The following is a 21,927-nucleotide window of genomic DNA, read 5'->3' on the forward strand; positions in this document are numbered from 1 at the left end:
ATCATGACCTCGAAGCTATTCGCGCCGCCCGGAACGCGGAACGTGGAAGACCTCCGTCTTTCCGTGGGGGATCTCCCCCACGACATCATCGGCGGCGAGGAGACCTACGGGTACGCCATCACGCGCCGGCTGAATGAGCTCGGCTTCGCCGACGTCGTGGACGGCACGGTGTACACGATCCTGCTGCGGCTGGAGAAGAACGGCCTCGTCCAGGTGGCGAAACGGCCGTCCGACGTGGGGCCGCCACGCAAGTTCTATGCACTCAACGACGCCGGCCGGAAAGAACTCGCGATGTTCTGGACGAAATGGCAGTACGTCCGTCACCAACATTGCCGGAGACCGCTTGGGGATCGAACCCTCCGACCTTCCCGACCTGCACAAAGGCCGGCCTCAGAGGCTCAGCCGTCGCCTCCATCGCGCAAGCAAGTGCCCATCGACGGCGTTAGAGCACGTGACACGGTTCGTCACTCTCTGCGGTGGGCCGCCTGGGGATCGAACCCAGAACCCGCGGACTAAAAGTCCACTGTATCCGGTAGTACTCCGGAATGACGGCTCATATGGGCCTTTGTTAACGAGTGCGCATCAGTGATAGCTGTTCTGTTCATACGACTTGTTCCAGATCGACCCTGCGGGCGCTCGTTCTGTAAAGCAGCGTGATCGGGTGCTATTGAGGTACGAGCCGCATCGGAGCCGCCAACGGCTCCCCCAACCATCGCAACAGGCACGCTTGTAGCAGCGAGGCCTAGACGGACATCGCGCTCCTGGCGAGGAGTTGACGCAGACCTGCAGGCTCATGGCCCGGCCGGTCGAGCATTGCCCTGGCCCGCTGTTGGACGGTGGCGCGACGTAGTTCCTGCGGAGCGTGCCGCTCCGCGGTGTGCAAAGAGGCAACGGCACGGTCGGCGTCGCCATGCATGTTCCAGGCGTGGAAGGCGTCGACCGCGGCGCGGGCCCGCCGTTCGCCGGTGGGCAGTTGGTCAAGCCGCAGGCGGGACGCGTATTGGACGGCGCGGGCTGAGTCACCGAGCGTGCTGTGGACGCTGATTGCGTATCCGTCCGCAATCGGTGTGCTGAACCGTGCGGTCGCCGGAACGCGAGCGGCGATCTGCTCGGCTTCGCCCAGCAGGCCCGTGGCGTCCTGCCGGTCACCGGCGACCGCTGCGGTGTAAGCGGCGGTGAGCAGCATGGATCCGCGCAGCGGCAGCGCACGCTCGCTGGTCAGCCGTTGCGCGGCGTCGCCGAGCAGCGTGAGGGCATCTGCGGTGTCGCCGTCGCGGCGCATCGCGACCGCCAGCCTGGTAGCAGCCAGGCCCGTCAGTGCAGGGTCGCCGCTGTCGCGGGCGATCGCAAGCGCTTGGTCGGCGGCGGCCCATGCGCGTCCGTTGCCGCCGACTTTGGTCGACACCTCGCTGAGCAGCGCATAGGCCTGTACGAGTGTGGCGACCAACCGCGGAGAAGCGTCCGCGGCGCGGATGATCGGCGGAAGGAGCCGCTGGGTGTCGGCGTAGTGTCCGGCGGCGAACGATGCCCGGGCGCGGACCAGCGCACCCGGAGCATCTTGGGGTGCCAGCTCGGCCTGAGGTGGTGCAGCGCTGGCGCCCAGTGCGCCGGTGACGCCGAGGCCGACCAGGGCGGTGAGCAGGGTGCGGCGTTGCATGGCGTCTCCCCTCTCGATCGGGCCGACCCTACCGGCCGTCCGGTGAGGCGTGGGGCCGCCGCGCGGGGTGATTCCCAGCTCGTCGAGCGGGATATCCAGCACATCGGAAAGACGCAGAAGCGTGTCAACGTCGGCGTGCCGGGCGCCCCCATTTTCCAGGCGGCAGACTGCGGCGCCGGACCGGTTGATACGGAGGCCGACCTCGGCTTGCGTCAGGTCGGCAAGCTGCCGGTAGCGGCGCAGGACGTGACCGCGATCAGCGGACCGGGACAAGCGGTGCGCAACGTTCATCGAGGCTCTCCCTCGCTCGTCTGCTCGGCAGAGTACGGCGAGCGATGGTGCGCACCAAGGTGCTTTGCGAAAGACGCAACCGGCCTCCGGAACACGCACTTAGAACCCGGCACCGCATGGCGGACGGGCTTTCCTGATGGAGCGTCGGCGACCGCCGAACGTCAGAACGGAGATCCCGTGATGATGCAACCCCACACCGCCACTCCGACCCCTGCCAGCGCGGGCGACCTGATCGAGGCCGGGCTGCTGAAGGTCGGACACAGCTGCGACATCCATCCCACAGCGCTATTCCTCGTCCACGACCTCGTCAGTGTGGCCCGTCAGATAGTGCTGGCCGATCACGTCAGCGTCGGGGCCTTCGTCATCGTGCACGGCGGCACCCATATCGGGGCCGGATCCAGGATCGGCCACCACACGATCGTCGGAGAGCCCGAGTACGGGTACGCGATGCGTGAGGTCTACGTAGGAGCTGGAAGCACAACCCGGCTAGGAAGCGCCGTCGTCGTGCGGTCCGGCGCGATCGTCTACGCCGGGGTGGTAATCGGCGACGACAGCACGATTGGACACCATACGCTGCTGCGCACCGACGTCCATGTCGGGACTGGCTGCCAGTTGGCCGCGAACGTCACCGTCGAACGCGGCACCCACATCGGCGACCGCGTCCGCGTGTCCCCAGCCAGCCACCTCACCGGGGCCATGACGATCGGGGACGGTGCCTACGTCGGCGCCGGAGTCCGCACCATCAACGACAAGCATTTGATCTGGCGTGACCCGGAGCACGAGGAACCGATGACACCACCGACATTTGCGTCCGGAGCCCGGATCGGAACCGGCTCGGTGATCCTGGACGGCGTTACCGTCGGAACCAATGCAGTGATTGGGGCAGGTGCCGTCGTGACCCGGGACGTCGAGCCGAACACCAAGGCTTATGGCGTGCCAGCCATCCAACATGGGCGGACCGACCGGTGAGCGCCGCGTGGGAGTGGCTGGAACCAATCCGGACGAGCGTCCCCGAACTCAGCGGACACGACTGGACCACCCTGCTCAAGCTAAGCGACGCGCTCGCACGCCGCGCAGCCAGTGCTCCAACGCCGGCGGACAGCCGTACCACGGCGGAGTGGCTGCTCGAAACCCGCGCCAGCCTGGCCGCTGACGCGCATCGCGCACCGGCCGGGCCAGCCGGCTGGGCGTGGTAGCTGCTCGCCCAGTTCCTCGCGGGCTTCCACGACCTGGACCTTCGCGATACCACCGGTCCCGGACACGGCGCCATGATCCTCACCAACGCCCGCCCGGCGACGGCCACCCGGTGGGCGGCGAGACTCTCCGACGGGGAGATCGTGGGAATCGCCGCGACCGAGCGACACGGCGGATCACGCATTCGGGAGATCACCACCCAGGCACGAATCGCAGGCACCGGCCGCTGGCTCCTGACCGGTGAGAAGTGCTGGGTGTCTCGCCTCACCGAGGCCACGGGGTTCGTGGCCTTCTTCCGAGACCCGGACGGCCAGATCAGCGCCGCGATCATCGACGCGAGGGGCGCGGGTCTCGAACGAGAGGTCACCGAACCGTCCGGCCTCGGCGGCTGGTCCTGGGGCACCCTCCGGCTCCACGACGTGCCGGTCGAGGTCGACAAGCAGCTACTCGGCGCGCCGGGTGAAGGTCTCGCGATCTTCCACCGTCACTTCACCGCGTTCCGTCCTCTGGTCACCGCGACCGCGTTGGGCACCGCAGCCAGCGTCCACCAGCACGTCCTGAGCGCGCTTGCCACCCGCCGCCAGGCAGGAATCCTTGCCCGGATTCGCGACAACGCGTTGATCACACTCGGCCGGACCCATGCTGAAATCCTCGCCGAGCTCACTGCCGTCCTCACCGCCGGACGCCTCGCCGCGAACAATCATCCCCTCGCCGACCTGATCGCGCGATCGGGCAAGGCCGCCGGCGCGGACACGGCCAATCGGGTGGTGGCGCACCTGGCTCCGTTGATCGGCGCAGCCGGGTATCAGCGCGCACACCCGGTCGCGAAGGCCCGCGCCGACCTCGCTGGACTTCTGTACGCCGACGGCATTCACGACAGCCTCTACCGCTCCGCAGGCCAGGCGCTTCTCCAACGCGTACCCATGGATGCGACGGTGCCGGCCCTGGTGAATCTGCGCGCCGCCTGACCCAGTCCCCACCGCCCCGGCCACCCGGCCGGGGCGCTCATCTTCACCCGACGACGGGTTCGCCGTTCTCCAGATACAGAGTGCGGCCAGACCCGACAGCTACCAGCGCCGCACGAACACGCCGCGCCAGCAAAGGCGACATCCGCGCATCCGGCCGTGGGTCCAGAGGAGCCTGCGGAGCCAGAGGAACCGTCCGGCGCATCGGGCCGAAGCCAGAACGCGGCTCGCCACGACCGGTGACAAGCGGTGAGGGAAGAGGTGCGGAAGGTATCGTCGCGCGGGTCACGGTGACACCGCCTGACAGAGGACGCCCGGGCCACCGGAGGGCCGCATACCTGCGTCAGAAACGGACTTGAACGCACTCAAGCCCGCGTACGTCAGAAGTCGCACAGCTGCGATGTTTTCGTGCCCGGGGCGGGAATCGAACCCGCACGCCCTTTCGGGCAGCCGTTTTTAAGACGGCCGTGGCTGCCTTTACACCACCCGGGCTCGGCTGCTTCACCGTACGGGGAGGAACCCCCCGTACGTAGCGGCTTTGCCAGAAGTGGGATCGGTCAGCCTGCACCCGACCTGAACAGGTAACGTCGCCCGGCAACCTGCCGGGCGACGTTCTGCACCCATTCTGCTCAGCGCGCGGTGCGGGCGGGCTCGGCCGGGGCCTTCTTGGCCGACTTCTCGGCGGGCTTCTCGGTGAGCTTCTCCGGGGGTCCGCCGGCGGTGGCCACGGCCTCGACGACGGTCTTCGCCGCGGGCGGCGTCGGCGTCGCGAACAGCTCGAAGCTGGCGCGCGGGTCGTGCAGCTGGCCCAGCGCCACGACCTCGCGGCGGAGGAACAGCGCGAGCGTCCAGTCGGAGATGACCCGGACCTTGCGGTTGAAGGTGGGGACCCGGCTCACGTGGTACGACCGGTGCATCAGCCAGGCGATGAAGCCCTTGGTCTTGATGCCGTAGGTCTGCGCCACACCCTTGTACAGACCCAGGCTCGCCACCGACCCGACGTGCTTGTGCTCGTAGTTCACCGGCTGGCCGCCGTTGAGCATGATCGCGATGTTCTTGCCCAGCCGCTTGGCCTGGCGGACGGCGTGCTGCGCGCTCGGCGAGCAGGTGGCGTCCGGGGTCTCCGACGTCAGGTCGGGCACCGAGGCGCAGTCACCGGCGCTCCAGGCGCCCTCGACGACGTTGCCCTCGGGGTCGACGACCTGCAGCGTGGGCAGGCAGGTCACGCGACCGCGGTCGTCGAGCGGGAGGTCGGTGTTGGCGAGCATCGGGTGCGCCTTCACGCCGGCGGTCCACACCACGGTGCGGGCGTCGAACTCCTCGCCGTCGGAGAGCACGACGTGCCCGTCGACGCACGACTCCAGCCGAGTGTTCAGCCGGATGTCGATGCCGCGGTCGAGCAGTCGCTGCACGGTGTACGCACCCATCTCCGGGCCGACCTCGGGCAGGATCCGCTGGCTGGCCTCGACCAGCACGAACCGGATGTCGGACTGGTTGAGCGTCCGGTAGTACTTCACCGCGTCGCGGACCATGTCTTCGAGCTCGGCCAGCGCCTCGATGCCGGCGTAGCCACCGCCCACGAACACGAACGTGGTCGCGGCCTGGCGCAGCTCGGAATCGTTTGTGCTGTCGGCGGCGTCGAGCTCACCCAGCACCTGGTTGCGCAGGTAGATGGCCTCGCCGACGGTCTTGAAGCCGACCGCGGTTTCCTTCAGGCCGGGAATCGGCAGGGTCCGCGACACCGAACCGGGCGCGAGAACGATGTGGTCGTAGGTCAACTCGTACGGCTGGCCCATCACCGGGACGATGTTCACGGTCCGCCGGGCGTGGTCCACGCTCTCGACGTAACCGGTGATGACGTGGGCGCCCCGGAGTGTCTTGCGCAGCGGCGCGACGACGTGACGGGGCTCCAGGTTGCCGGCGGCTGCCTCCGGCAGGAATGGCTGGTAGGTCATGTGCGGCTGCGGGTCGACGACGGTGATGCGGGCCCGCTTCGCCTTACGCTGCAGCTCCAACGCCGTGTACATACCGACGTACCCACCACCGACGACGAGGATGTGCGGTCGATCCGCGCTCATGCCTCTCTCTACCTTCCGCGCTTGCGGCGGCACCTGGTGCGGTGCCGTCAGGATTTCCTGGAGGACCCGCTCTGGTCCCTGAAAAGCGTAACCACGCTTTCTTGAACGATTCGTTGCGCGGTCGTCGGATGCGACCGCCGACACATCTTCGGCTACCCGCAACGGGACAAATCGATGCGGTCGAGGTCCCCAGTTAACAGTCTTGACCGTGTGTCACGCGTCCAAACCGGTCTTGCTTCTCACACCTGTGTCAATGCTTTGGCCTGGGCGAATATTCCATCGAGCATAGGTGCGGTGAGGACGCCCGTGAAGGTGTTCTGCTGGCTCACGTGATAGCACCCGAGTAGAGAAATGTCCGTTCCGGGCACCGCGGCGAGGGCTCCGTGGCCGAAACGGGGCCGCGGTCGCGGGGCGGTGCCGCCGAGTGCCCCGACGATCGGCCAGAACGCCGTCCAGGCGAACGCGCCGAGCGCGACGATCACCTTGAGCGTGGGTGCGAGCAACTCGAGTTCGCGGACCAGCCAGGGCGCGCAGGTGTCTCGCTCGGACGGCGTCGGCTTGTTGGCGGGCGGGGCGCACCGCACCGCGGCAGCGATCCGGACGTCGGTCAGTTCCAGGCCGTCGTCGACGTCGACGGAGGTGGGCTGGTTGGCCAGCCCGGCGCGGTGGAGCGCCGCGAAGAGCCAGTCGCCGGACCGGTCACCGGTGAAGACGCGCCCGGTGCGGTTGGCGCCGTGGGCGGCCGGGGCCAGGCCGAGGACCAGGATGCGGGCGTCCGCCGGGCCGAAGCCCGGTGCCGGGCGGCCCCAGTAGGTCTGGTCCGCGAACGCGGCCCGCTTCTCGGTCGCGACCTGCTCCCGCCACGCCACCAGCCGAGGACACGCCCGGCAGTGCGCCACCCCCGCGTCGAGCTCAGCCAGGTCAGCGGCAGCGGCGGCGAGCTTCCGCACGCCGGCCGCGGTCGCAGCGACGGGCGCGTCAGCGCCGAGGTACGCGGGACGTCCCATCCCCCCATTCTCGCGGACGCCAACCCCCCGCCCCCGCGGCACGTCCCCCGCGAAGCCCGCGGCGCGGAACGCGGGGATGCGAAGCGCACGGCGCGGGGAGGGGAGCGCGGGGGGCGCGGCGCGGAGCGCAGAGAGCGCAGGGACGCAGAGAGCACAGGGACGCCGCGCGGACCAAGCGGCGCGGAACGAGCAGGCCGGGAGCGGGGCGCGGAGCACGGCTGGGGCGGCGAGCGCGGCGGTCCGAGCCCGGGAAGGCGGGACGCGGGAGGGCGCGGCACGGGGGCAGACGCGGCACGCGGAGCGTGGGAGCGCGGCCGGGAACGCGGCGGGAGGCGCGGCCCGCGGTGCACGGCGACCGGAGCCCGGGTGGGGAGTAGGGCGACGCGAGGCGCGGCCAGCAGCGGGCCGAGCCCGGGACGCAGGACGCCGGGGCGCCGGGGCGTGAGAGCGCGGCGCGCAGCAGGGAGCGAATCCGCCCGGAGCGCGAAGCCCTGCCCGCCCAGAGCACGGGCGCCGCGCCCCCCGCCCCCGCCACCCGGCGCGCTGACCTGGGCCTGCTCGAAGCCGGGAACAGGCGAGCGCGCCGGCGTCGGTCAGGGGGCCGTCGCCAGGAGGCGCGCCCGCCTCTCACCCGTCGGTCTCAGTGCGCCACCCGCCGGAAGAGTTCCAAGCTCCGTGCCCAGGCCGTCACAGCGGCGTGGTGGTCGTACGAGTCGGGCCGGTCGTCGTTGTAGAAGCCGCGCTTCGTGCCTGGGTACTCGTAGATCGTGAACTCACCCCCGGCCTCCTCGACCGCCTTCCGAGCGAGCGCGAGCTCCGGGCCGGTGGTCGCCGCGTCCTCGTCGGCCGCGTGCACGATCGCGGCCTTGCCGCCCAACGCGCTCCAGTCCGGCGTCTTCGGCTGCCACGGCACGAGCGGATAGAACGCCGCGGCCGACGCCACGTCGTCAGTCAGGCTCGCCGCCCAGAGGGCCAGCGAACCGCCGAGACCGAAGCCCATCACGCCGATCGGAGCGCCAACGATGCCGGCGAGGTAGCGCGCGGCGCCGGTCAGGTCACCGGCCGCCCGCTCGGCCGGCAGCGCGGCGGCGAGCTTCTGGGCCTCGTCGGTCTCGACGGCCATCTCGCCCCGGTACACGTCCGGCGCGAGCACGACGAAACCCTCTTCGGCCAGCCGGTCGGCCACCGACCGGATCTGTCCACCCAGGCCCCACCACGCGGGGAGGACGAGAATGCCCGGCGCGCCGCTTTCGGACGGCTCGGCCAGATAGCCCTCCGAAGTACCGCCATCTACTGGAAAGACCACGTTCGCACCCACGGCAGGCTCCCTTTGGTAGGCAGTCACCCAATCACGGGAGTGGACCGCGTGGAGGCGGTGGCGCGCTAGGTCACATTCGACATCAACCCACCTGAATCGATGCGGAGGGGAAAGTCAGGCTTCCGACTCCCCATTCCGCCCGGGTCGGCGCGACCGGATAACGTGCGCGCATGAGCACTCTGTTGGCCGGCCTGCTCGCCGCCCCGGGTCTGTACCGGGGTCGGGGCGACGGCGCCGAGTCCGGGCCGTTCCTGGCCCGGCTGGTGGTGACGCCGGTGGTCTCGGCCCGCGGGGTGATCATCGACTACGAGGCCACTTCGGACCGCCGCGGCCTGCACCACGTCGAGCACTCGATCCTGACGACGAGCCAGGACGGCCGGCAGGCGCTGCACGTCTGCTGCACGGAGCTGCCCGGCGTGGTGACGTTCAACGAGAGCAAGCCGGGCATCTTCACCGCCTACGACGGGGGCCTCACCGCCCGCATCGTGATCACCGCACCGCAGCCGGGGGCGCTGACCTACTCCTGGTGGTGGACCCGCGACGAGGGCGAACCCAAGGAACAGTTCCGGGCGGACGTGCGCCGCACCGGCTAGTAGAGCGCGCACGGTGCCGGCCCGCGGACTAGAGCATCGACCAGGCGATCCCGTCGAGGATGTCGTGCTCGCTCGCGACGACCGAGCCGGCGCCGACCTCGTCCATCAGGGTCTTCAGCACCAGCGCGCCCGCTCCGATCACGTCCACCCGCCCGGGATGCATCACCGGGTAGGCGGCCCGCTCCTCCCGGGTCTGGGCGAGTAGCCGGGCGGTCACCTCCGCGACCTGGTCGCGGGTGATCCGGGCGTGGTGGATCGCCTCCGGGTCGTACTCGGTCAAGCCCAGGGCCAACGCGGTCACGGTGGTGACCGAACCCGCCAGGCCGACCAGCGTCCGGGCCCGCTCCACCGGGACGGTCTCGCGGGCCAGCGACACCGCCGCGACGATGTCCTTCTCGGTAGCGGCGATCTCGTCCGCGGTCGGCGGGTCGCTGTGCAGGTGACGTTCGGTGAGCCGGACGCAACCGATGTTTACGGAGCGGGCCGCGTCCACCTCGCGCGAGCCGAGGACGAACTCGGTCGATCCGCCGCCGATGTCGACCACCAGGTACGGCGGTTCACCGCTGGCCAGCCCCCGGACGGCGCCGTCGAACGAGAGCCTGGCCTCCTCGTCGCCGGAGATCACTTCGGGCGCGGCGCCGAGCGTCTCGAGCACCATCGCGCGGAAGTCGTCCGCATTGGACGCGTCGCGGCTGGCGCTGGTGGCGACCATGCGCACCCGTTCGGCACCGAGGTCACGGATCCGGCCCGCGTACTCCGCCAGCGCGACCCGCGTCCGTTCGATCGCCTCCGGCGCGAGACGGCCGGTCTGGTCGACGCCCTGCCCGAGGCGGACGATCGTCATCTCGCGCACGACGTCCACCAAGGCGTTGGCCGTGAGGTCAGCCACCAGCAGACGGATGGAGTTCGTGCCGCAGTCGATCGCGGCGACCCTCAGTGGTCGCACGGATCCGCCCCGCACGGGTTGCGTTCCCACCAGGCGCCGACCGCCTCGATCGCCTCGTCACCCAGGGGATTGACGCCGGGACCCGCGGCCAGCGCGTGCCCGGCCAGCGCGTGCAGGCACTTCACCCGGGTCGGCATGCCACCGGCGCTGACGCCGTCGATCTCCGGCACCTCACCGAGCTCGCGGCGACGCTCCAGGTAGTCCTGGTGCGCGGCCCGGTACCGCTCGGCGAGCTCCTGGTCTTCCTCGAGGCGCGACGACATGTCCCGCATCAGCCCGCCGGACTCCTCGGTGGACAGACGGGCGGCCAGGCGTGGGCAGGTCAGGTAGAACGTCGTCGGGAACGGGGTCCCGTCGGGGAGCCGGGGCGCGGTCTCGACGACGTCGGGCGCGCCGCACGGGCAGCGGTGCGCGACGCCGACGGCACCGCGCGGCACCCGGCCGAGCTGGACGGCGACGGTCTGCTCGTCGGCAGCGGCCAGGGTCACGGCTGATCGGCCGCCTCGACGCTGTCCCACATCCGCCCGTACCAGGAGCGCGGGTCGTTGACCGGCGAGCCGCTGGAGGGGGTGGAATCCGGCGTCCGGGTCTCACCGGCCCGCGTCGGGTCCTGCACGATGTACCGCTTCTCTCCCGGCTGGACGAGTTGCAAGCGCGAACTCGCCTGGCCGCGTACGTACTCGGGGTCGTTCCAGGCATCGAGCTCGGACCGCAGCGCACCGATCCGCTCGGACTGACGGGCCTGCGCGCGCTCGGCCTCGGCGATCTGGGAGCGCTGCGCGAGGTACTGCTGCACCGGGTAGGCCAGCGTGAGCACCAGCACCGCGAACAGGATCGCGAGCACGGCCGCGCGTCCGGTGAAGCGGCCCTCGCCGCGGCGGACGAACCGCCGTCCGTCGAGCATCGCGGTGGCGGAGGCCGACGTGCGGCGGACGCCGGGGCGGCGGCCTTCGCGGCTACCGGCGCCGGGACTCCGGCCCGCGCCGCGCCGCTGAGCGGGCAGCGACGAGACCGGGTAGTCGCGCTGCTTGCCCGGCACCCGCCCGGTGACCCGGCCACCGTGAGGGCTGGTGGTGCGGCCAGACGCGGCCCGCGCCGCACCCCGGGCGGCCGACGACGTCGACGGGCGGCGGTTTCCCCCGGCCCGGGACGGTCGCTGGCCGCTCGGAGTGCGGCGCGGACCAGCCATCAGACCGAGTAGCGCGGGAAGGCCCGCGCGCCGGCGTAGACCGCCGCGTCGTCCAGCTCCTCTTCGATGCGGAGCAGCTGGTTGTACTTGGCGATGCGCTCCGAGCGGGCCGGGGCGCCGGTCTTGATCTGGCCGCAGTCGGTCGCGACGGCCAGGTCGGCGATCGTGGTGTCTTCGGTCTCGCCCGAACGGTGGCTCATCATGCAGGTGAAGCTCGCGCGGTGCGCCATCGAGACCGCGTCGAACGTCTCGGTGAGCGTGCCGATCTGGTTGACCTTCACCAGCAGCGAGTTCGCGGCCTTCTCGGCGACACCGCGGGCCAGCCGCTCCGGGTTGGTGACGAACAGGTCGTCGCCGACCAGCTGGACGCGCTGCCCCAGCGTCGTCGTGAGGTTCTTCCAGCCGTCCCAGTCGTCCTCGGACAGGCCGTCCTCGATCGAGACGATCGGGTAGGCGTCGACCAGCTCGGTGTAGTAGTCGGCCATCTCGGCCGACGACTTCTTCTGGCCCTCGAACGTGTAGACGCCGTCGCTGAACAGCTCGGTCGCCGCGACGTCGAGCGCGAGCACGATGTCGGAGCCGAGCCGGTAGCCGGCCTTGTCGATCGCGGTGGCGATCAGGTCGAGCGCGGCGCGGTTGCTGGAGAGGCTCGGCGCGAACCCGCCCTCGTCACCGAGGCCGGTCGAGAGACCCTGCGCCTTCAGGACGCTCTTCAGCGCGTGGTACGTCTCGGCACCCCAGCGCAGCGCCTCCTTGAAGGAGCCGGCGCCGATCGGCGCGATCATGAACTCCTGGATGTCGACGTTCGAGTCGGCGTGGGCGCCACCGTTCAGGATGTTCAGCATCGGGACCGGCAGCGTGTGCGCGTTCGGGCCGCCGAGGTAGCGGAACAGCGGCAGCGACGCCGAGTCGGCGGCGGCCTTCGCGACCGCCAGCGAGACGCCGAGGATCGCGTTGGCGCCCAGGCGGCCCTTGTTGTCGGTGCCGTCCAGGTCGATCATCGCCTGGTCGACCAGGCGCTGCTCGGTGGCGTCGTAGCCGAGCAGCTCGGGGCCGATCTCGTCTTCGACGGCCTGGACCGCCTTCTCGACACCCTTACCGAGGTAGCGGGTGCCGCCGTCGCGGAGCTCGACGGCTTCGTAGGCGCCGGTGGAGGCGCCGCTCGGGACGGCCGCGCGGGCGACCGTGTCGTCGTCGAGGATGACCTCTACCTCGACGGTGGGGTTACCACGCGAGTCGAGAATCTCTCGGGCGGCGACGGCCTCGATCGTGGCCACGTATATCGCTCCTCAGGTCGGGGCGTCGTTTTCGTCAAAAGCGTAGTCGCGCCCCGCTGCGCGTACGCACCGGCCCGCCGGGGGTCAGACGCCGAGTAGCGCGCGCAGGTGGCGGGGGGACGGCGAACCGTGGGCGAGCATGCCGTCGTGCCACTCGCGGACGGGAACGTCCGCCGGGCGGGCGGCGGCGATCGCGCTCACCTCGGTGTATCCGACGAAGTACGTGGAGAGCTGGGCCGACGTGAGCAGCGCCCGGCGCCACTTCCCGGCCGCCTCCCGCTCCTCCTGGTAACCCTTGCCGGTCATCAGCGCCATCGCGTCGGCCTCTTCGAGTCCTTCGGCGTGGACGAGCTGGTCGAGCAGCGTGTTGATCGTCATCCGCAGCTGCATCTTGAGCTGCTGCATCCGTACCTTGGGGCCGCCGAAACCGGCCTCGGCCATCAGCTCCTCGGCGTACACCGCCCAGCCTTCGACGAACGACCCCGACATGCACAGCGCGCGAGCCCGGGTCGACGCCCGGAACCGCCGAGCGTGCGCGATCTGGACGAAATGGCCGGGCACCGCTTCGTGCACGGTCAGGTCTTTGAGCATGTAGTCGTTGTATTCGCGATAGAACGACTCGCGCCGCTCGTCCGACCAGTCGGCCGGTGTCGGCGCGATCGCGTAGAACGTCGGGACGTTCGCGGTCTCCAGCGGGCCCGGGGCGTCGCAGTACGCGGCCGCCACCCCGCGCGCGAACTCCGGCATCTCGATGATGCGGCACTCGTCGTCCGGCAGCGTCAGCAGGTCGTGCTCGCGGACGAACGCGACCGCGGTGTCCAGGTCGGCCGTCGCCAGGCTCATGACAATGGCGTCGGTCGGACGATCCGCGGCCAGCGCGTCGAGGGCGGCGCGGACGTCGTCGGAGCCGGTGAGCTCCTTCGCGGTTTCGCGGATCTGCTCGCTGATCGCGTCGAGGTGCTGTTCGGCCGCGGAGAGCAGCGCGCTCGCGGTGAGCTCGGAGTCGAGCTCGTGCCAGAGCTTGGCCTCCCAGCGGCGCCGGCCGAGCCGGGCCTCCCCGGAGGAGGTCTCCAGCTGCTGGGTGAGCCAGGCGCGATGCCGGTCGAGTGCGGCCAGCGCCGCGGCGACCGGAGCGGTGACGTCGGCGCCGGTGACCCCTTCGGCGAACCGGGGGATTTCGGTGGACACCAGCGCGGCGGTGCCGTCGATCTGCCCGAGCGCGGTCTCCACGTGGATACGCGGGCAGTCGCGCAGGACCTCCTCGGCGGTGGCCAGGACGTCGGGGATCGCACGCAGGCGGTCGGCCAGCGCGGCCAGCCGCTCGGGCGGTGGGGCGAAGTCGCGGGTGAGCAGCCCGTCGAGCAGCGCGCCGGGGTTGTGCACGAGCGGGTTCCACTCGTGCTCGCGGAGTTCGGTCAGTGCGAACAGCTGCTGGTCGACCGCGGACGCGAGCAACTGGGCGTCGACGGCGTCTTCGGGACCGAGGTCGTCGACGTCGAGTTCGGCCAGCGCGTCGGCGTCCTCCCGGAGGCGCCGCACGCGGTCGGCGACGCCGCTCGCCGAGTAGTCGGGGAGTTCGTGATCCGTGCGGTGATCGCCGGCGTAGTGCGCTGCGACGGGATCGGCCGCCAGCAGATCGTCGACGACAGCCTCGGCCGTGCTCCGGAACTCACGCGTCATGGCGAGCAACTCTATGCGCGCGCACGACGCCCCGGGTTCAGAGTGGCCGCAACAACGAGTTGGGCACCACCACAAACGGCCGCTCCCCGTCGATCCGCAACTCGGTGTCGGCCCGTGCCGCAGCGACCAGGTCCCGGCGCCCGCCCCGGGCCACGTGCCAGTCGAGCTGCACGTCCGAGGTGTCGGTTAAGAAAGCTTCCACGAATACGGGCGCACCCGGCCACTGACGTTCGAACTCCTCCGCCAGCCGCCGGGCGACATGGTTGTGCGGGTTTCCGCCCACGTGATGCACCACGAACTCCCCGCCGACGATTTCGATCCGCACGCCCGGACCTGCGGCCTCGTTCGCGGCGAGCCATTCGTCGACGGTGATGCCGCACTTCCGTGCCGGACTACTCGTACACACGAACGCACTAGTGTCAGGCCGGCGGGCGATAGCGGTACCCCACCCCTCTCACCGACTCGATCGGGCTGTCGCTCGGGTCGCTCCACCCGAGCCGGCGCCGCAGCCGCAGCACCGCGAACTTCACCCGCTCGGCCCCGATCCCGGTCGGGTCGTCCCACACCTGCGACAGCAACTGCGACGGCGACAGCACCGCCCCCTTGTGCCGCGCCAACGTGTTGAGCAGCCGGAACTCGATCGGCGTCAGGTGCACGGACTCGCCGTCCACGGTCACCGACCGCCGCACCGGGTCCAGTTGCAGCCGACCGTCGTCGTAGATCTCCTCCGACCAGTCCGGCGCCGACGACCGCCGCAGCAGCGCGGTCACCCGCGCCAGCAGCTCACCGTTGGTGAACGGCTTGGTGAGGTAGTCGTCGGCACCGCCGTGCAGGCCCCGCACCTTGTCGCGCTCCTGGCCGTGGGCGGTCAGCAGCAGCACCGGGACGTCGGAGATGTCCCGCACCCGCTCCAGCACCTGCCAGCCGTCCATGATCGGCAGCCCGATGTCGAGCACCACGAGGTCCGGACGCACCTTGTGCACCAGGCGCAGCCCTTCCCGGCCGTCCTGGGCGTGTTCCACGTTGTGCCCGGCCCGCTCGAACAGCAGCTTCAGCCCGAGCGCGATATCTGGATTGTCCTCGACAACCAGCAATTTGCTCACCGGTCCCCCTCCCGGTCACCGACCCGGCGCTGCGGCAACCAGACGGTCACCGTTGTCCCTCTGCCGAGCTCGCTCGTGATCTCCATCAGTCCCCCGTGGCGCTCGACGATCGCCTTGCTGATCACCAGGCCGAGGCCGGTACCGGGATGGCTGTGCTTCTCGACGTTCGAGGCCCGATGGAACGCCTCGAAGATCCGGTCCAGGTCCTCAGCCGGGATCCCGATGCCGGTGTCGGTCACCGAGAGCCGCCAGCCGTCGGCCGCCGGATGGCAGCGCACGGTCACACTCCCGCCGGGCGGCGTGAACTTCAGCGCGTTCCCGATCAGGTTTCCGAGCACTTGGTTGATCCGTAGTTCGTCGCCGGACATCACGTCGTCGCCGGAGGCCTCGGCCTTCAGCGTCACGTCCGCGGCTTGAGCGATCGGCGTGCGTTCGGCGACGGCCGCGCGCACCAGGTCGGGGAGGATGAGCCGGCTGGGGACGAACTGCAGCGTCCGCGCCTCCAGCCGGGAAAGCAGGAGCAGGTCCTCGATCAGCCGCAGCAGGCGATCGGCGTTCCGCTGGATCACTTCGATGAACTGGTGCTGCTCGTCGTCGAGTTCGCCCCAGTCGGGCTGGGCCAGCAGGTTGCTGAACGTGACGACCGACGTCAGCGGGCTGCGCAGTTCGTGCGACACGCTCGCGACGAACTCGTTCTTCGCCGCGACCAGCGCCGACAGGGCCTCGTTGCGCTCTTCCAGGCTGCGCTGGGTGTTCGCCCTGGTCGTCACGTCCCAGGCGTGCAGCAGCGCTCCGCCGCCGCCGACCGGCACCACGTCGATCTCCACCACCCGGCCGCCGACCAGCATCAGGTCGGTGTCCAGCGCGGTCCACGGCTCGACCAGCAGCCGGTCGAGGCGGTCGGCGACCCGGTCGGGCGCGCGCATCGCTCCGGCCATCCGGCGCAGCAGTGCGCGTGCGTCGCTGCCCGCGTACCGCGCGGGCGGCCCTGGCACGTCGAACAGTTCGAGCAGGGCCCGGTTCGTCACCGCGACCCGCCCGTCGCCGTCGACCAGCAGGATGCCGACGGTGAGCGTCTCGATCAGCCGGGCCAGCCCGGCGTGGGTCTCGTGCAGCGCGCGCTCGGCGTCCCGGCCCCGGCCGACCTCGACGCCGTAGTAGACGATCCCGCCCACGTCCGGGTCGTGCACCCGGCTGCGGACGGTCGTCGAGAGCTCGATCCAGCCGCCGCCCGCGGTCCGGACCCGCACCGGTATCGACTGCGCCGGCTCGCGCCCGCTGCGGGCGGCGACGAACGCGTTCAACACCGCTCGCCGGTCGTCCGGATGGATGAGGGAGAGCAGACGCACACGCTCCGGCAGGTCGGCCTGGTGGCCGAGGCCGCGGCTGAACGTGTCGCCCAGCGCCGTCCACGAGCCGTCCGGGTAGACGATCGCCACCGCGGCGCGCGCGGCCTCGACCACCGCGCGGAAGAGTTCCGGCCGGTCGGCGCGCACACCTGGGCGTGGGGTGTCAGCGGCCGCGCGGGCCACTCTCCCCACCGTCACCCCACCGTTCGTGACCTCGGCCACGCCCCTCCTCCGCAGGCGGGTCGTCATCCGCCGCACGCGACACGAAACTCACTTTTCACTAGTTTTGCGTATCTTTCTCATAGTAGAGACTATCTGCGCACATTGACACACGTAACGGTGGGCTGGAGGGAGCATGGAACCGGCTTCGCCGGTAGTCCGCCTCGCGGTCGTGCCGCTGGACCCCGCCGGCCGGATCCTGGCGTTCCCGCCCGGGGCTTCCGAGCTGCTCGGGTTCCCGCCCTCGACCGCCGTGGGGACGCTCTTGAGCGAACTGATCGTCCCGGCCCGGCTGAAGGACGGGCTCGAGCCGCTCTTGGCGGCGTGCGCCGAATCGGGAGAGGCCCAGCGCGCGCTGCCGGTGCGCTGCGCCGACGGCAGCGAGTTCCCGGCCGATCTCGCCGTGATCGCGATGCCGGGCGGCGGCTACACGGCGGTGGTGAGCCCGGCCCGGCCTTCTCTCGAGGAGCAGCGCCAGTCGGAGTGGTTCTTCCGCGCCCTCATCGCGCGCTCGCCCGTCGTCCAACTGGTGTTCGACCCGGACGGGCAGTGGCGCTGGTCGTCGCCGGCCGCGATCCGGCTGCTGGGGCCGGGACGGCCGATGCCGGAGGTCGTCGCCTCGCTCGTGCACCCGGAGGACCTCGACCGGGTCCGGGCGCTGTTCGGCACGGCGATGAGCGGGCCGGCCGACGCGGCCGCCGAACCCGAGGCGGTCGAGATCCGCCTGCACCCGCCGGACGCCGGCGACGACGAATGGCGCGTCTACGCGCTGACCGTGCGGAACCTGGCCGACGAGCCCGCCGTCGAGGGCATCGTGATCTACGCGATCGACGTCACCCGCGCGGTGGACGCCGAGCGACGCGAACAGCTGCACAGTGCCCGCATCGAGACCCTGATCTCCGCGCTCCGGGTCGGGATCCTGGTCGAGGACACCGACCGGCGGGCCGTGCTGGTGAACGAGGCCCTCCCGCGCCTGCTCGGCTCGGACGTCACGCCCGACCGCCTCGTCGGTCACCAGACGTCCGAACTGCTGCCCCCGGACGAGCTCTTCGCGGAGCCCGCCGCCGCCCGCGCCGAGAGCCTGCGGCTGCTGGCCCAGGGAAAACCCGCCACCGGAGCCGAGTTCGCGCTCACCAACGGCCGGATCGTGGTGCGCGACTACGCACCGATCTACTTCCACGGCGCCGTCGCCGGCCACCTGTGGGTGCTGCGCGACGTCACCGATCAGGCGACGGTCCGGCGCGGACTGGAAGAGCGCAACCGCGCACTGGCCGAGGTCGCGAACCTCAAGACCGAGTTCGTCGCCGCCGCCTCCCACGAGCTGCGGACGCCGCTGACCTCGATCGCGACGTTCAGCCAGATGCTCTGCGAGGAGCCGGACTCCCCCGCCGACCAGCGTCAGATCGCACTGGACGCGATCGCCCGCAATGCCGACCGGACGCTCAAGATCGTCGACGACCTGCTCACGTTGGCCGGGCTGGAGGGCGGCACGCTCCCGCTCACGCTGCGTGCGGTGCACCTGCCGGACGTCGTCGGCGAGGCCGTGGACGCCTTCGGGGACGCCGCCGTGCGGGCCGGGGTCACGGTGGAGCTGTCGGGCAACGTCACCGGGCCGATGCTGCGGGTCGATCCGCCCCGGCTGCGGCAGGCCGTGGACGCGCTGCTGTCGATCGTCGCGACCGCCCACGCCGGGAGCCGGATCGACGTCCGGGTCACGTTCGCGGCGGCCCACTGGACGATCCGGGTGGGGTCGCCGTCCGCGCTGTCGCAGGGCGACCACCTGTTCACGACCGGGGACCGGGGCGCGGGCAACGCGCTGTCGTTCCTGATCTCCCGGGCGATCGTGTCCCGGCACGGCGGTCAGCTGGCCACACCCCACACCGGGCAGACCGACGCGTTCGCGATCACCCTGCCGGTACGGCCGCACCTGGCCGACGGCGACGCGCTTTAGTTGCGGCTGGGGGTGGGCCCGGCCAGGCTCCCGAGCCGAAACTTTTCCGCACCGTCCCGCGCACTCGGTCCTCCCGACATGGAGGGCATGCGTAACCTGCTTCCTTTCCGGTCAGCCTCCGCCCCGACCATGCCGGTCGCCGCGCTCGCCACCGTCGCCGCCGCCGTGGCGGTCGTCGCAGGCATCGCCACCCCGGTCGCCACCAGCACCGCCGCCGCGCCGGCCGGCGTCACGATCGTCGCCGGTGACGCCGAGACCACGCTGTCCGCGGTCCGCGTCGACGGTGCGAACGTCAAGTTCCAGGGTCTGACCGTCCGCATCCCCGCCGCCGGCGAGGGTGTCCAGGCCGCCGCCGAGAGCACCTCGGGCGACCTGTCGATCACGGTCAGCCGCTCCGCCGACGGCACGGTCGTCGTCCGGACCGACAAGCACGAGTACGCCGCTGCTTCGTCGTCGCAGGCCGCGCCCGAGTCGCACGTCGCGCAGGCCGCCGCGGCCAGCACGGCCCGCGCCAACGCCGCGAAGACCTGCACCGACTCCGCCTACGCGCTGTCCGGCTGGAAGCTCTCGAGCTTCAAGTGGTACTACAACCCGGCCGGTGCCCCGGCCGCCGTGCGCGCCGGCGCCCCGGCCTCGATCTCGGCCGCCACCACGTCGCTGACCCGCGCGTGCGGCAAGAAGTCGATCAAGCTCGCCCCGTCGTACGGCGGCGCGACCGCGGCCGCCGTGCAGGTGGGTGCGGCCGGTAACTGCACCGGCAACGACGGCCGGAACGTCATCGGCTGGCGCGCGGGTTCGGGTCGCTGGCTCGGCATGACCTGCACGTACTTCAAGTCGATCAACGGCCGCAAGACCGTGACCGGCACCGACACCGCGCTGAACACGCAGTACAAGTTCTTCACCTCGGCGAAGAGCTGCAGCGGCGCGTACGACCTGCAGTCGGTCGTGCTGCACGAGCGTGGTCACTCGCTGGGCCTGAACCACGTCAGCCAGGCGTCGCACGCCAGCGCCGTCATGACCCCGGCGCTCGCCCCGTGCTCGGTCGGCAAGCGCAGCCTCGGCCTGGGCGACTACCGCGGCCTGGCCGCCACCTACGGCGTCCGCTGACCCAGCGGCACTCGCCCTGACAGCGGTCCGCCGGCGCCCCTCGCGCCGACGGGCCGCTGTCGTCGTCGGCCACTCGCGCGGTGCCGGGGCTGCAACCCAAGTGCTACCGGGGTGCACCTGCCGTGCACCTGTCGCTACGCATCGTTAGGGATGTCAGCGCGCCCCGGGTGCCTCCCAGCCTCCTGGTCCGCCAACCGGGCCGGGGCCGCTGACGATCCGGGCAGCGTCGCCCGGACCTACGCGCCGTCCCCCGCGCCACTGCCGCCGCGGTTCCGGGACGCAGCCACCGGGACGTCGTCAGCAAAGGAGCTACAGACCACGGTGGTCAGGCCGGGGTCGGTCACCAGGAGGGGGTTGACCGACTCCGGCCTTTCGCGTCCTTCGGCCCGGCGCCTCAGCGCGGCCGGGCGCGCTCCTCGTTCCGGACGTTTTCGGCGAAGCTCCGGGCCGCTGCCCGCAGCGCGGCCTCGGCGTCCAAACCCGACTGGTCGCCGGCCGCCACCAGCGCGAACAGCAGGGCTCCCAGTGCCTCCTGGTCGTGCGGAGCCTCGACCGTCGGCGGGAGCGACGGCGGCGACACCGCCACGCCCGCGCGCCGGGCCCGGGACAGGTACTTCGCGGCCAGCGACAACGCCGGCTGGGACTGCGCGACGCCGTCGAGCGCGGAATCGCGCTTCTTCTCGGCCTTCTTGATCGCTTCCCAGTTCGTGTTCACCTCGTCGGGGCCCGACACCGTGCGATCCGCGAACACGTGCGGATGCCGCCGCACGAGCTTCGCCACCAGGTCGCCGGCGACGTCGTCGATGTCGAACCCCTCGTCGGCGTTCTCCGACGCGACCCGGGCGTGGAACGCGACCTGCAGCAAGACGTCGCCCAGCTCCTCGCGCAGCGCCTCCAGGTCGCCGTCGAGCAGTGCATCGTAGGCCTCGTAGGCCTCCTCGAGCAGGTACGGCCGGAGCGATTCGTGCGTCTGTTCCGCGTCCCACGGGCACCCGCCCGGGGATCGCAGCCGGTCCATCACCGAGGCGACGTCGAGCAGCCGCGCCCCCGGCGGATCCCAGGAGCCGTAGAGGATCTCGACCTGGAAGTCGAGCGCCGGATCGGTCGCGAGCCGTTCCGCGAGCAGCGCAGGCACACCCCCGGCCGGCGTGTCACCGGTGCCCGCCAGCCACACCACGGCCCGGTCGCCGTCGGTGCCACCCGTGGCCTCGGTGCCACCCGCGGCCGTGCGCAGGTGGCTCAGCGCGACCTCGGGGTCGTCGCCGACCTCGGTCACCAGGACGCCGGCCGCGCGCAACGGATCGGCCAGCGGCAGCCACCCGGCCGCGAACACCGGGTACGTACGAACCGCGTCCCAGGCATCGGCGGTCAGCAGACCGGCGGGGAGCCTCGGCGACGTGACCAGGACGACGATGCGACTCAAGACCCGACCGATTTGACCGCTACGTCAGAGTTGCGCATCTCTGGCGCCTTCTCGAGGTCGAACCGGCCGAACCGCGGGTTCACCGTGATCGGGTTGGCTTTCTCGGCCTCGCGCAGCGCCTGCGTGTACTTCTTGGCCGCGGCGTTCTGGTCGGTGACGCCCGCCTTCGCCCATTCGCCCAGCTTCGCCTGGTAGGCCAAGATGTCGGCGAGCTGGTCGAGCGGCAGCAGCGCCAGTTCGCCGGTGATCTGCTGTCGCTGCGGCTCGAGCCGGGCCTTGGCCTCGGCCAGTTCGGCCGGCGTGACCGCCACGTTCGCCGACTCGGTCGCGGAGTGCAGCAGCTTGATGAACACGAGCATGCTCACCAGATTCGGCTTCGCCGCGCTCGGGTTCTGCTGGATCTGCTGAGCCGAAACCGGGTCGGCCACGGCTTTCGCGTAGTAGTCATCGACTCTGTCGATGCTGATCACGTCGTCACCCACGTAGGCCGCGACGGTGGGATCGGACTTGCACGACGACAGCCCGATCAGCAGGAGGGACACCGCAACGGCGGCCAGTAGACGACGGGACACCACACGCT

General features: G+C 71.1%; 19 protein-coding genes, 1 tRNA gene and 1 pseudogene. 6 read left to right on the top strand and 15 right to left on the bottom strand.

The genetic code is table 11. The annotated features are described in order from the left end of the window. Positions 1-42 precede the first annotated feature (42 nt). Positions 43-354, top strand: a pseudogene (locus ACIBZJ_RS16290) (PadR family transcriptional regulator); the annotation flags it as partial. 388 nt (positions 355-742) lie between these two features. Here the strand turns inward: ACIBZJ_RS16290 and ACIBZJ_RS16295 are convergent. Next, entirely contained in the window at positions 743-1,948 is a 1,206-nt protein-coding gene (locus tag ACIBZJ_RS16295) for a helix-turn-helix domain-containing protein (RefSeq protein ID WP_395930110.1), read from the bottom strand. A gap of 180 nt (positions 1,949-2,128) precedes the next feature. Here ACIBZJ_RS16295 and ACIBZJ_RS16300 point away from each other — a divergent pair, with 180 nt between their 5' ends. Both ACIBZJ_RS16300 and ACIBZJ_RS16305 read left to right on the top strand, forming a co-directional pair. After that, positions 2,129-2,917, top strand: coding sequence for a DapH/DapD/GlmU-related protein (locus ACIBZJ_RS16300; RefSeq protein ID WP_395930256.1), 789 nt, complete (start codon positions 2,129-2,131; stop codon positions 2,915-2,917). Positions 2,918-3,285: 368 nt separating this feature from the next. After that, positions 3,286-4,110, top strand: a complete 825-nt coding sequence (locus ACIBZJ_RS16305; RefSeq protein ID WP_395930112.1) for an acyl-CoA dehydrogenase family protein — start codon at positions 3,286-3,288, stop codon at positions 4,108-4,110. 406 nt (positions 4,111-4,516) lie between these two features. On the opposite strand, the gene ACIBZJ_RS16310 is transcribed toward ACIBZJ_RS16305, so the two are convergent. The 4 genes from ACIBZJ_RS16310 to ACIBZJ_RS16325 form a co-directional block, all read right to left on the bottom strand. Then, positions 4,517-4,599, bottom strand: a tRNA-Leu gene (locus tag ACIBZJ_RS16310). A 137-nt stretch (positions 4,600-4,736) separates the two neighbouring features. Continuing rightward, positions 4,737-6,185: an NAD(P)/FAD-dependent oxidoreductase gene (locus tag ACIBZJ_RS16315; protein WP_395930114.1), complete on the bottom strand. Its 1,449-nt coding sequence runs from the start codon at positions 6,183-6,185 to the stop codon at positions 4,737-4,739. Positions 6,186-6,424: 239 nt separating this feature from the next. Further along, entirely contained in the window at positions 6,425-7,192 is a 768-nt protein-coding gene (locus tag ACIBZJ_RS16320) for a uracil-DNA glycosylase (protein WP_395930116.1), read from the bottom strand. 640 nt (positions 7,193-7,832) lie between these two features. Continuing rightward, a complete protein-coding gene (locus tag ACIBZJ_RS16325; RefSeq protein ID WP_395930118.1) occupies positions 7,833-8,510 on the bottom strand; it encodes a dienelactone hydrolase family protein in 678 nt (225 codons plus the stop codon). 170 nt (positions 8,511-8,680) lie between these two features. Between ACIBZJ_RS16325 and ACIBZJ_RS16330 the strand changes: the two genes are divergently transcribed. Further along, on the top strand, positions 8,681-9,103 hold the full coding sequence (locus ACIBZJ_RS16330; RefSeq protein ID WP_395930120.1) for a hypothetical protein: 423 nt from the start codon (positions 8,681-8,683) through the stop codon (positions 9,101-9,103). Between the two features lie 28 nt (positions 9,104-9,131). Here ACIBZJ_RS16330 and ACIBZJ_RS16335 read toward each other — a convergent pair whose 3' ends face one another. The 8 genes from ACIBZJ_RS16335 to ACIBZJ_RS16370 form a co-directional block, all read right to left on the bottom strand. Next, positions 9,132-10,040 (bottom strand): exopolyphosphatase, encoded by a 909-nt coding sequence (locus ACIBZJ_RS16335; protein WP_395930258.1) that lies wholly within the window; start codon positions 10,038-10,040, stop codon positions 9,132-9,134. After that, positions 10,037-10,537 carry a DUF501 domain-containing protein gene (locus ACIBZJ_RS16340; protein WP_395930122.1) on the bottom strand — a complete coding sequence of 167 codons (501 nt, stop codon included), beginning with the start codon at positions 10,535-10,537 and terminating at the stop codon, positions 10,037-10,039. The genes ACIBZJ_RS16335 and ACIBZJ_RS16340 overlap by 4 nt, the downstream gene beginning before the upstream one ends. After that, positions 10,534-11,238 carry a septum formation initiator family protein gene (locus tag ACIBZJ_RS16345; RefSeq protein WP_395930124.1) on the bottom strand — a complete coding sequence of 235 codons (705 nt, stop codon included), beginning with the start codon at positions 11,236-11,238 and terminating at the stop codon, positions 10,534-10,536. The genes ACIBZJ_RS16340 and ACIBZJ_RS16345 overlap by 4 nt, the downstream gene beginning before the upstream one ends. Beyond that, positions 11,238-12,515: a phosphopyruvate hydratase gene (eno, locus tag ACIBZJ_RS16350; protein WP_395930126.1), complete on the bottom strand. Its 1,278-nt coding sequence runs from the start codon at positions 12,513-12,515 to the stop codon at positions 11,238-11,240. The genes ACIBZJ_RS16345 and eno overlap by 1 nt, the downstream gene beginning before the upstream one ends. Positions 12,516-12,599: 84 nt before the next feature. Continuing rightward, positions 12,600-14,195 (bottom strand): DUF885 domain-containing protein, encoded by a 1,596-nt coding sequence (locus ACIBZJ_RS16355; RefSeq protein WP_395930128.1) that lies wholly within the window; start codon positions 14,193-14,195, stop codon positions 12,600-12,602. 37 nt (positions 14,196-14,232) lie between these two features. Continuing rightward, entirely contained in the window at positions 14,233-14,520 is a 288-nt protein-coding gene (locus ACIBZJ_RS16360; protein ID WP_395930130.1) for a hypothetical protein, read from the bottom strand. 94 nt (positions 14,521-14,614) lie between these two features. After that, on the bottom strand, positions 14,615-15,298 hold the full coding sequence (locus tag ACIBZJ_RS16365; RefSeq protein WP_035848720.1) for a response regulator transcription factor: 684 nt from the start codon (positions 15,296-15,298) through the stop codon (positions 14,615-14,617). Next, complete coding sequence (locus tag ACIBZJ_RS16370; protein WP_395930132.1) at positions 15,295-16,869, bottom strand: ATP-binding protein; 1,575 nt, start codon at positions 16,867-16,869, stop codon at positions 15,295-15,297. The genes ACIBZJ_RS16365 and ACIBZJ_RS16370 overlap by 4 nt, the downstream gene beginning before the upstream one ends. A 133-nt stretch (positions 16,870-17,002) precedes the next feature. Between ACIBZJ_RS16370 and ACIBZJ_RS16375 the strand changes: the two genes are divergently transcribed. Together ACIBZJ_RS16375 and ACIBZJ_RS16380 are read left to right on the top strand one after the other, a co-directional pair. Beyond that, on the top strand, positions 17,003-18,817 hold the full coding sequence (locus ACIBZJ_RS16375) for a PAS domain-containing protein (protein ID WP_395930134.1): 1,815 nt from the start codon (positions 17,003-17,005) through the stop codon (positions 18,815-18,817). A gap of 129 nt (positions 18,818-18,946) precedes the next feature. Continuing rightward, positions 18,947-19,924, top strand: coding sequence for a matrixin family metalloprotease (locus ACIBZJ_RS16380; RefSeq protein WP_395930136.1), 978 nt, complete (start codon positions 18,947-18,949; stop codon positions 19,922-19,924). A gap of 394 nt (positions 19,925-20,318) precedes the next feature. Here ACIBZJ_RS16380 and ACIBZJ_RS16385 read toward each other — a convergent pair whose 3' ends face one another. Then, positions 20,319-21,347 carry a MazG family protein gene (locus ACIBZJ_RS16385; protein ID WP_395930139.1) on the bottom strand — a complete coding sequence of 343 codons (1,029 nt, stop codon included), beginning with the start codon at positions 21,345-21,347 and terminating at the stop codon, positions 20,319-20,321. After that, entirely contained in the window at positions 21,344-21,919 is a 576-nt protein-coding gene (locus ACIBZJ_RS16390; protein ID WP_395930141.1) for a hypothetical protein, read from the bottom strand. Before ACIBZJ_RS16390 ends, ACIBZJ_RS16385 begins: the two co-directional genes overlap by 4 nt. Positions 21,920-21,927 lie beyond the last annotated feature (8 nt).

Source organism: Cryptosporangium sp. NPDC051539 (assembly GCF_044454545.1).
In the GTDB taxonomy this organism is placed as follows: Bacteria; Actinomycetota; Actinomycetes; order Mycobacteriales; family Cryptosporangiaceae; genus Cryptosporangium.

What these genes read in the sequence shown, in the direction of transcription:
- ACIBZJ_RS16330 (WP_395930120.1), top strand. Translation starts at nt 8,681, where the DNA reads ATGAGCACTCTGTTGGCCGGCCTGCTCGCCGCCCCGGGTCTGTACCGG.
- ACIBZJ_RS16375 (WP_395930134.1), top strand. Translation starts at nt 17,003, where the DNA reads ATGGAACCGGCTTCGCCGGTAGTCCGCCTCGCGGTCGTGCCGCTGGAC.
- ACIBZJ_RS16345 (WP_395930124.1), bottom strand. Translation starts at nt 11,238, where the DNA reads ATGGCTGGTCCGCGCCGCACTCCGAGCGGCCAGCGACCGTCCCGGGCC.
- ACIBZJ_RS16320 (WP_395930116.1), bottom strand. Translation starts at nt 7,192, where the DNA reads ATGGGACGTCCCGCGTACCTCGGCGCTGACGCGCCCGTCGCTGCGACC.
- ACIBZJ_RS16380 (WP_395930136.1), top strand. Translation starts at nt 18,947, where the DNA reads ATGCCGGTCGCCGCGCTCGCCACCGTCGCCGCCGCCGTGGCGGTCGTC.
- ACIBZJ_RS16295 (WP_395930110.1), bottom strand. Translation starts at nt 1,948, where the DNA reads ATGAACGTTGCGCACCGCTTGTCCCGGTCCGCTGATCGCGGTCACGTC.
- ACIBZJ_RS16355 (WP_395930128.1), bottom strand. Translation starts at nt 14,195, where the DNA reads ATGACGCGTGAGTTCCGGAGCACGGCCGAGGCTGTCGTCGACGATCTG.
- ACIBZJ_RS16315 (WP_395930114.1), bottom strand. Translation starts at nt 6,185, where the DNA reads ATGAGCGCGGATCGACCGCACATCCTCGTCGTCGGTGGTGGGTACGTC.
- ACIBZJ_RS16300 (WP_395930256.1), top strand. Translation starts at nt 2,129, where the DNA reads ATGATGCAACCCCACACCGCCACTCCGACCCCTGCCAGCGCGGGCGAC.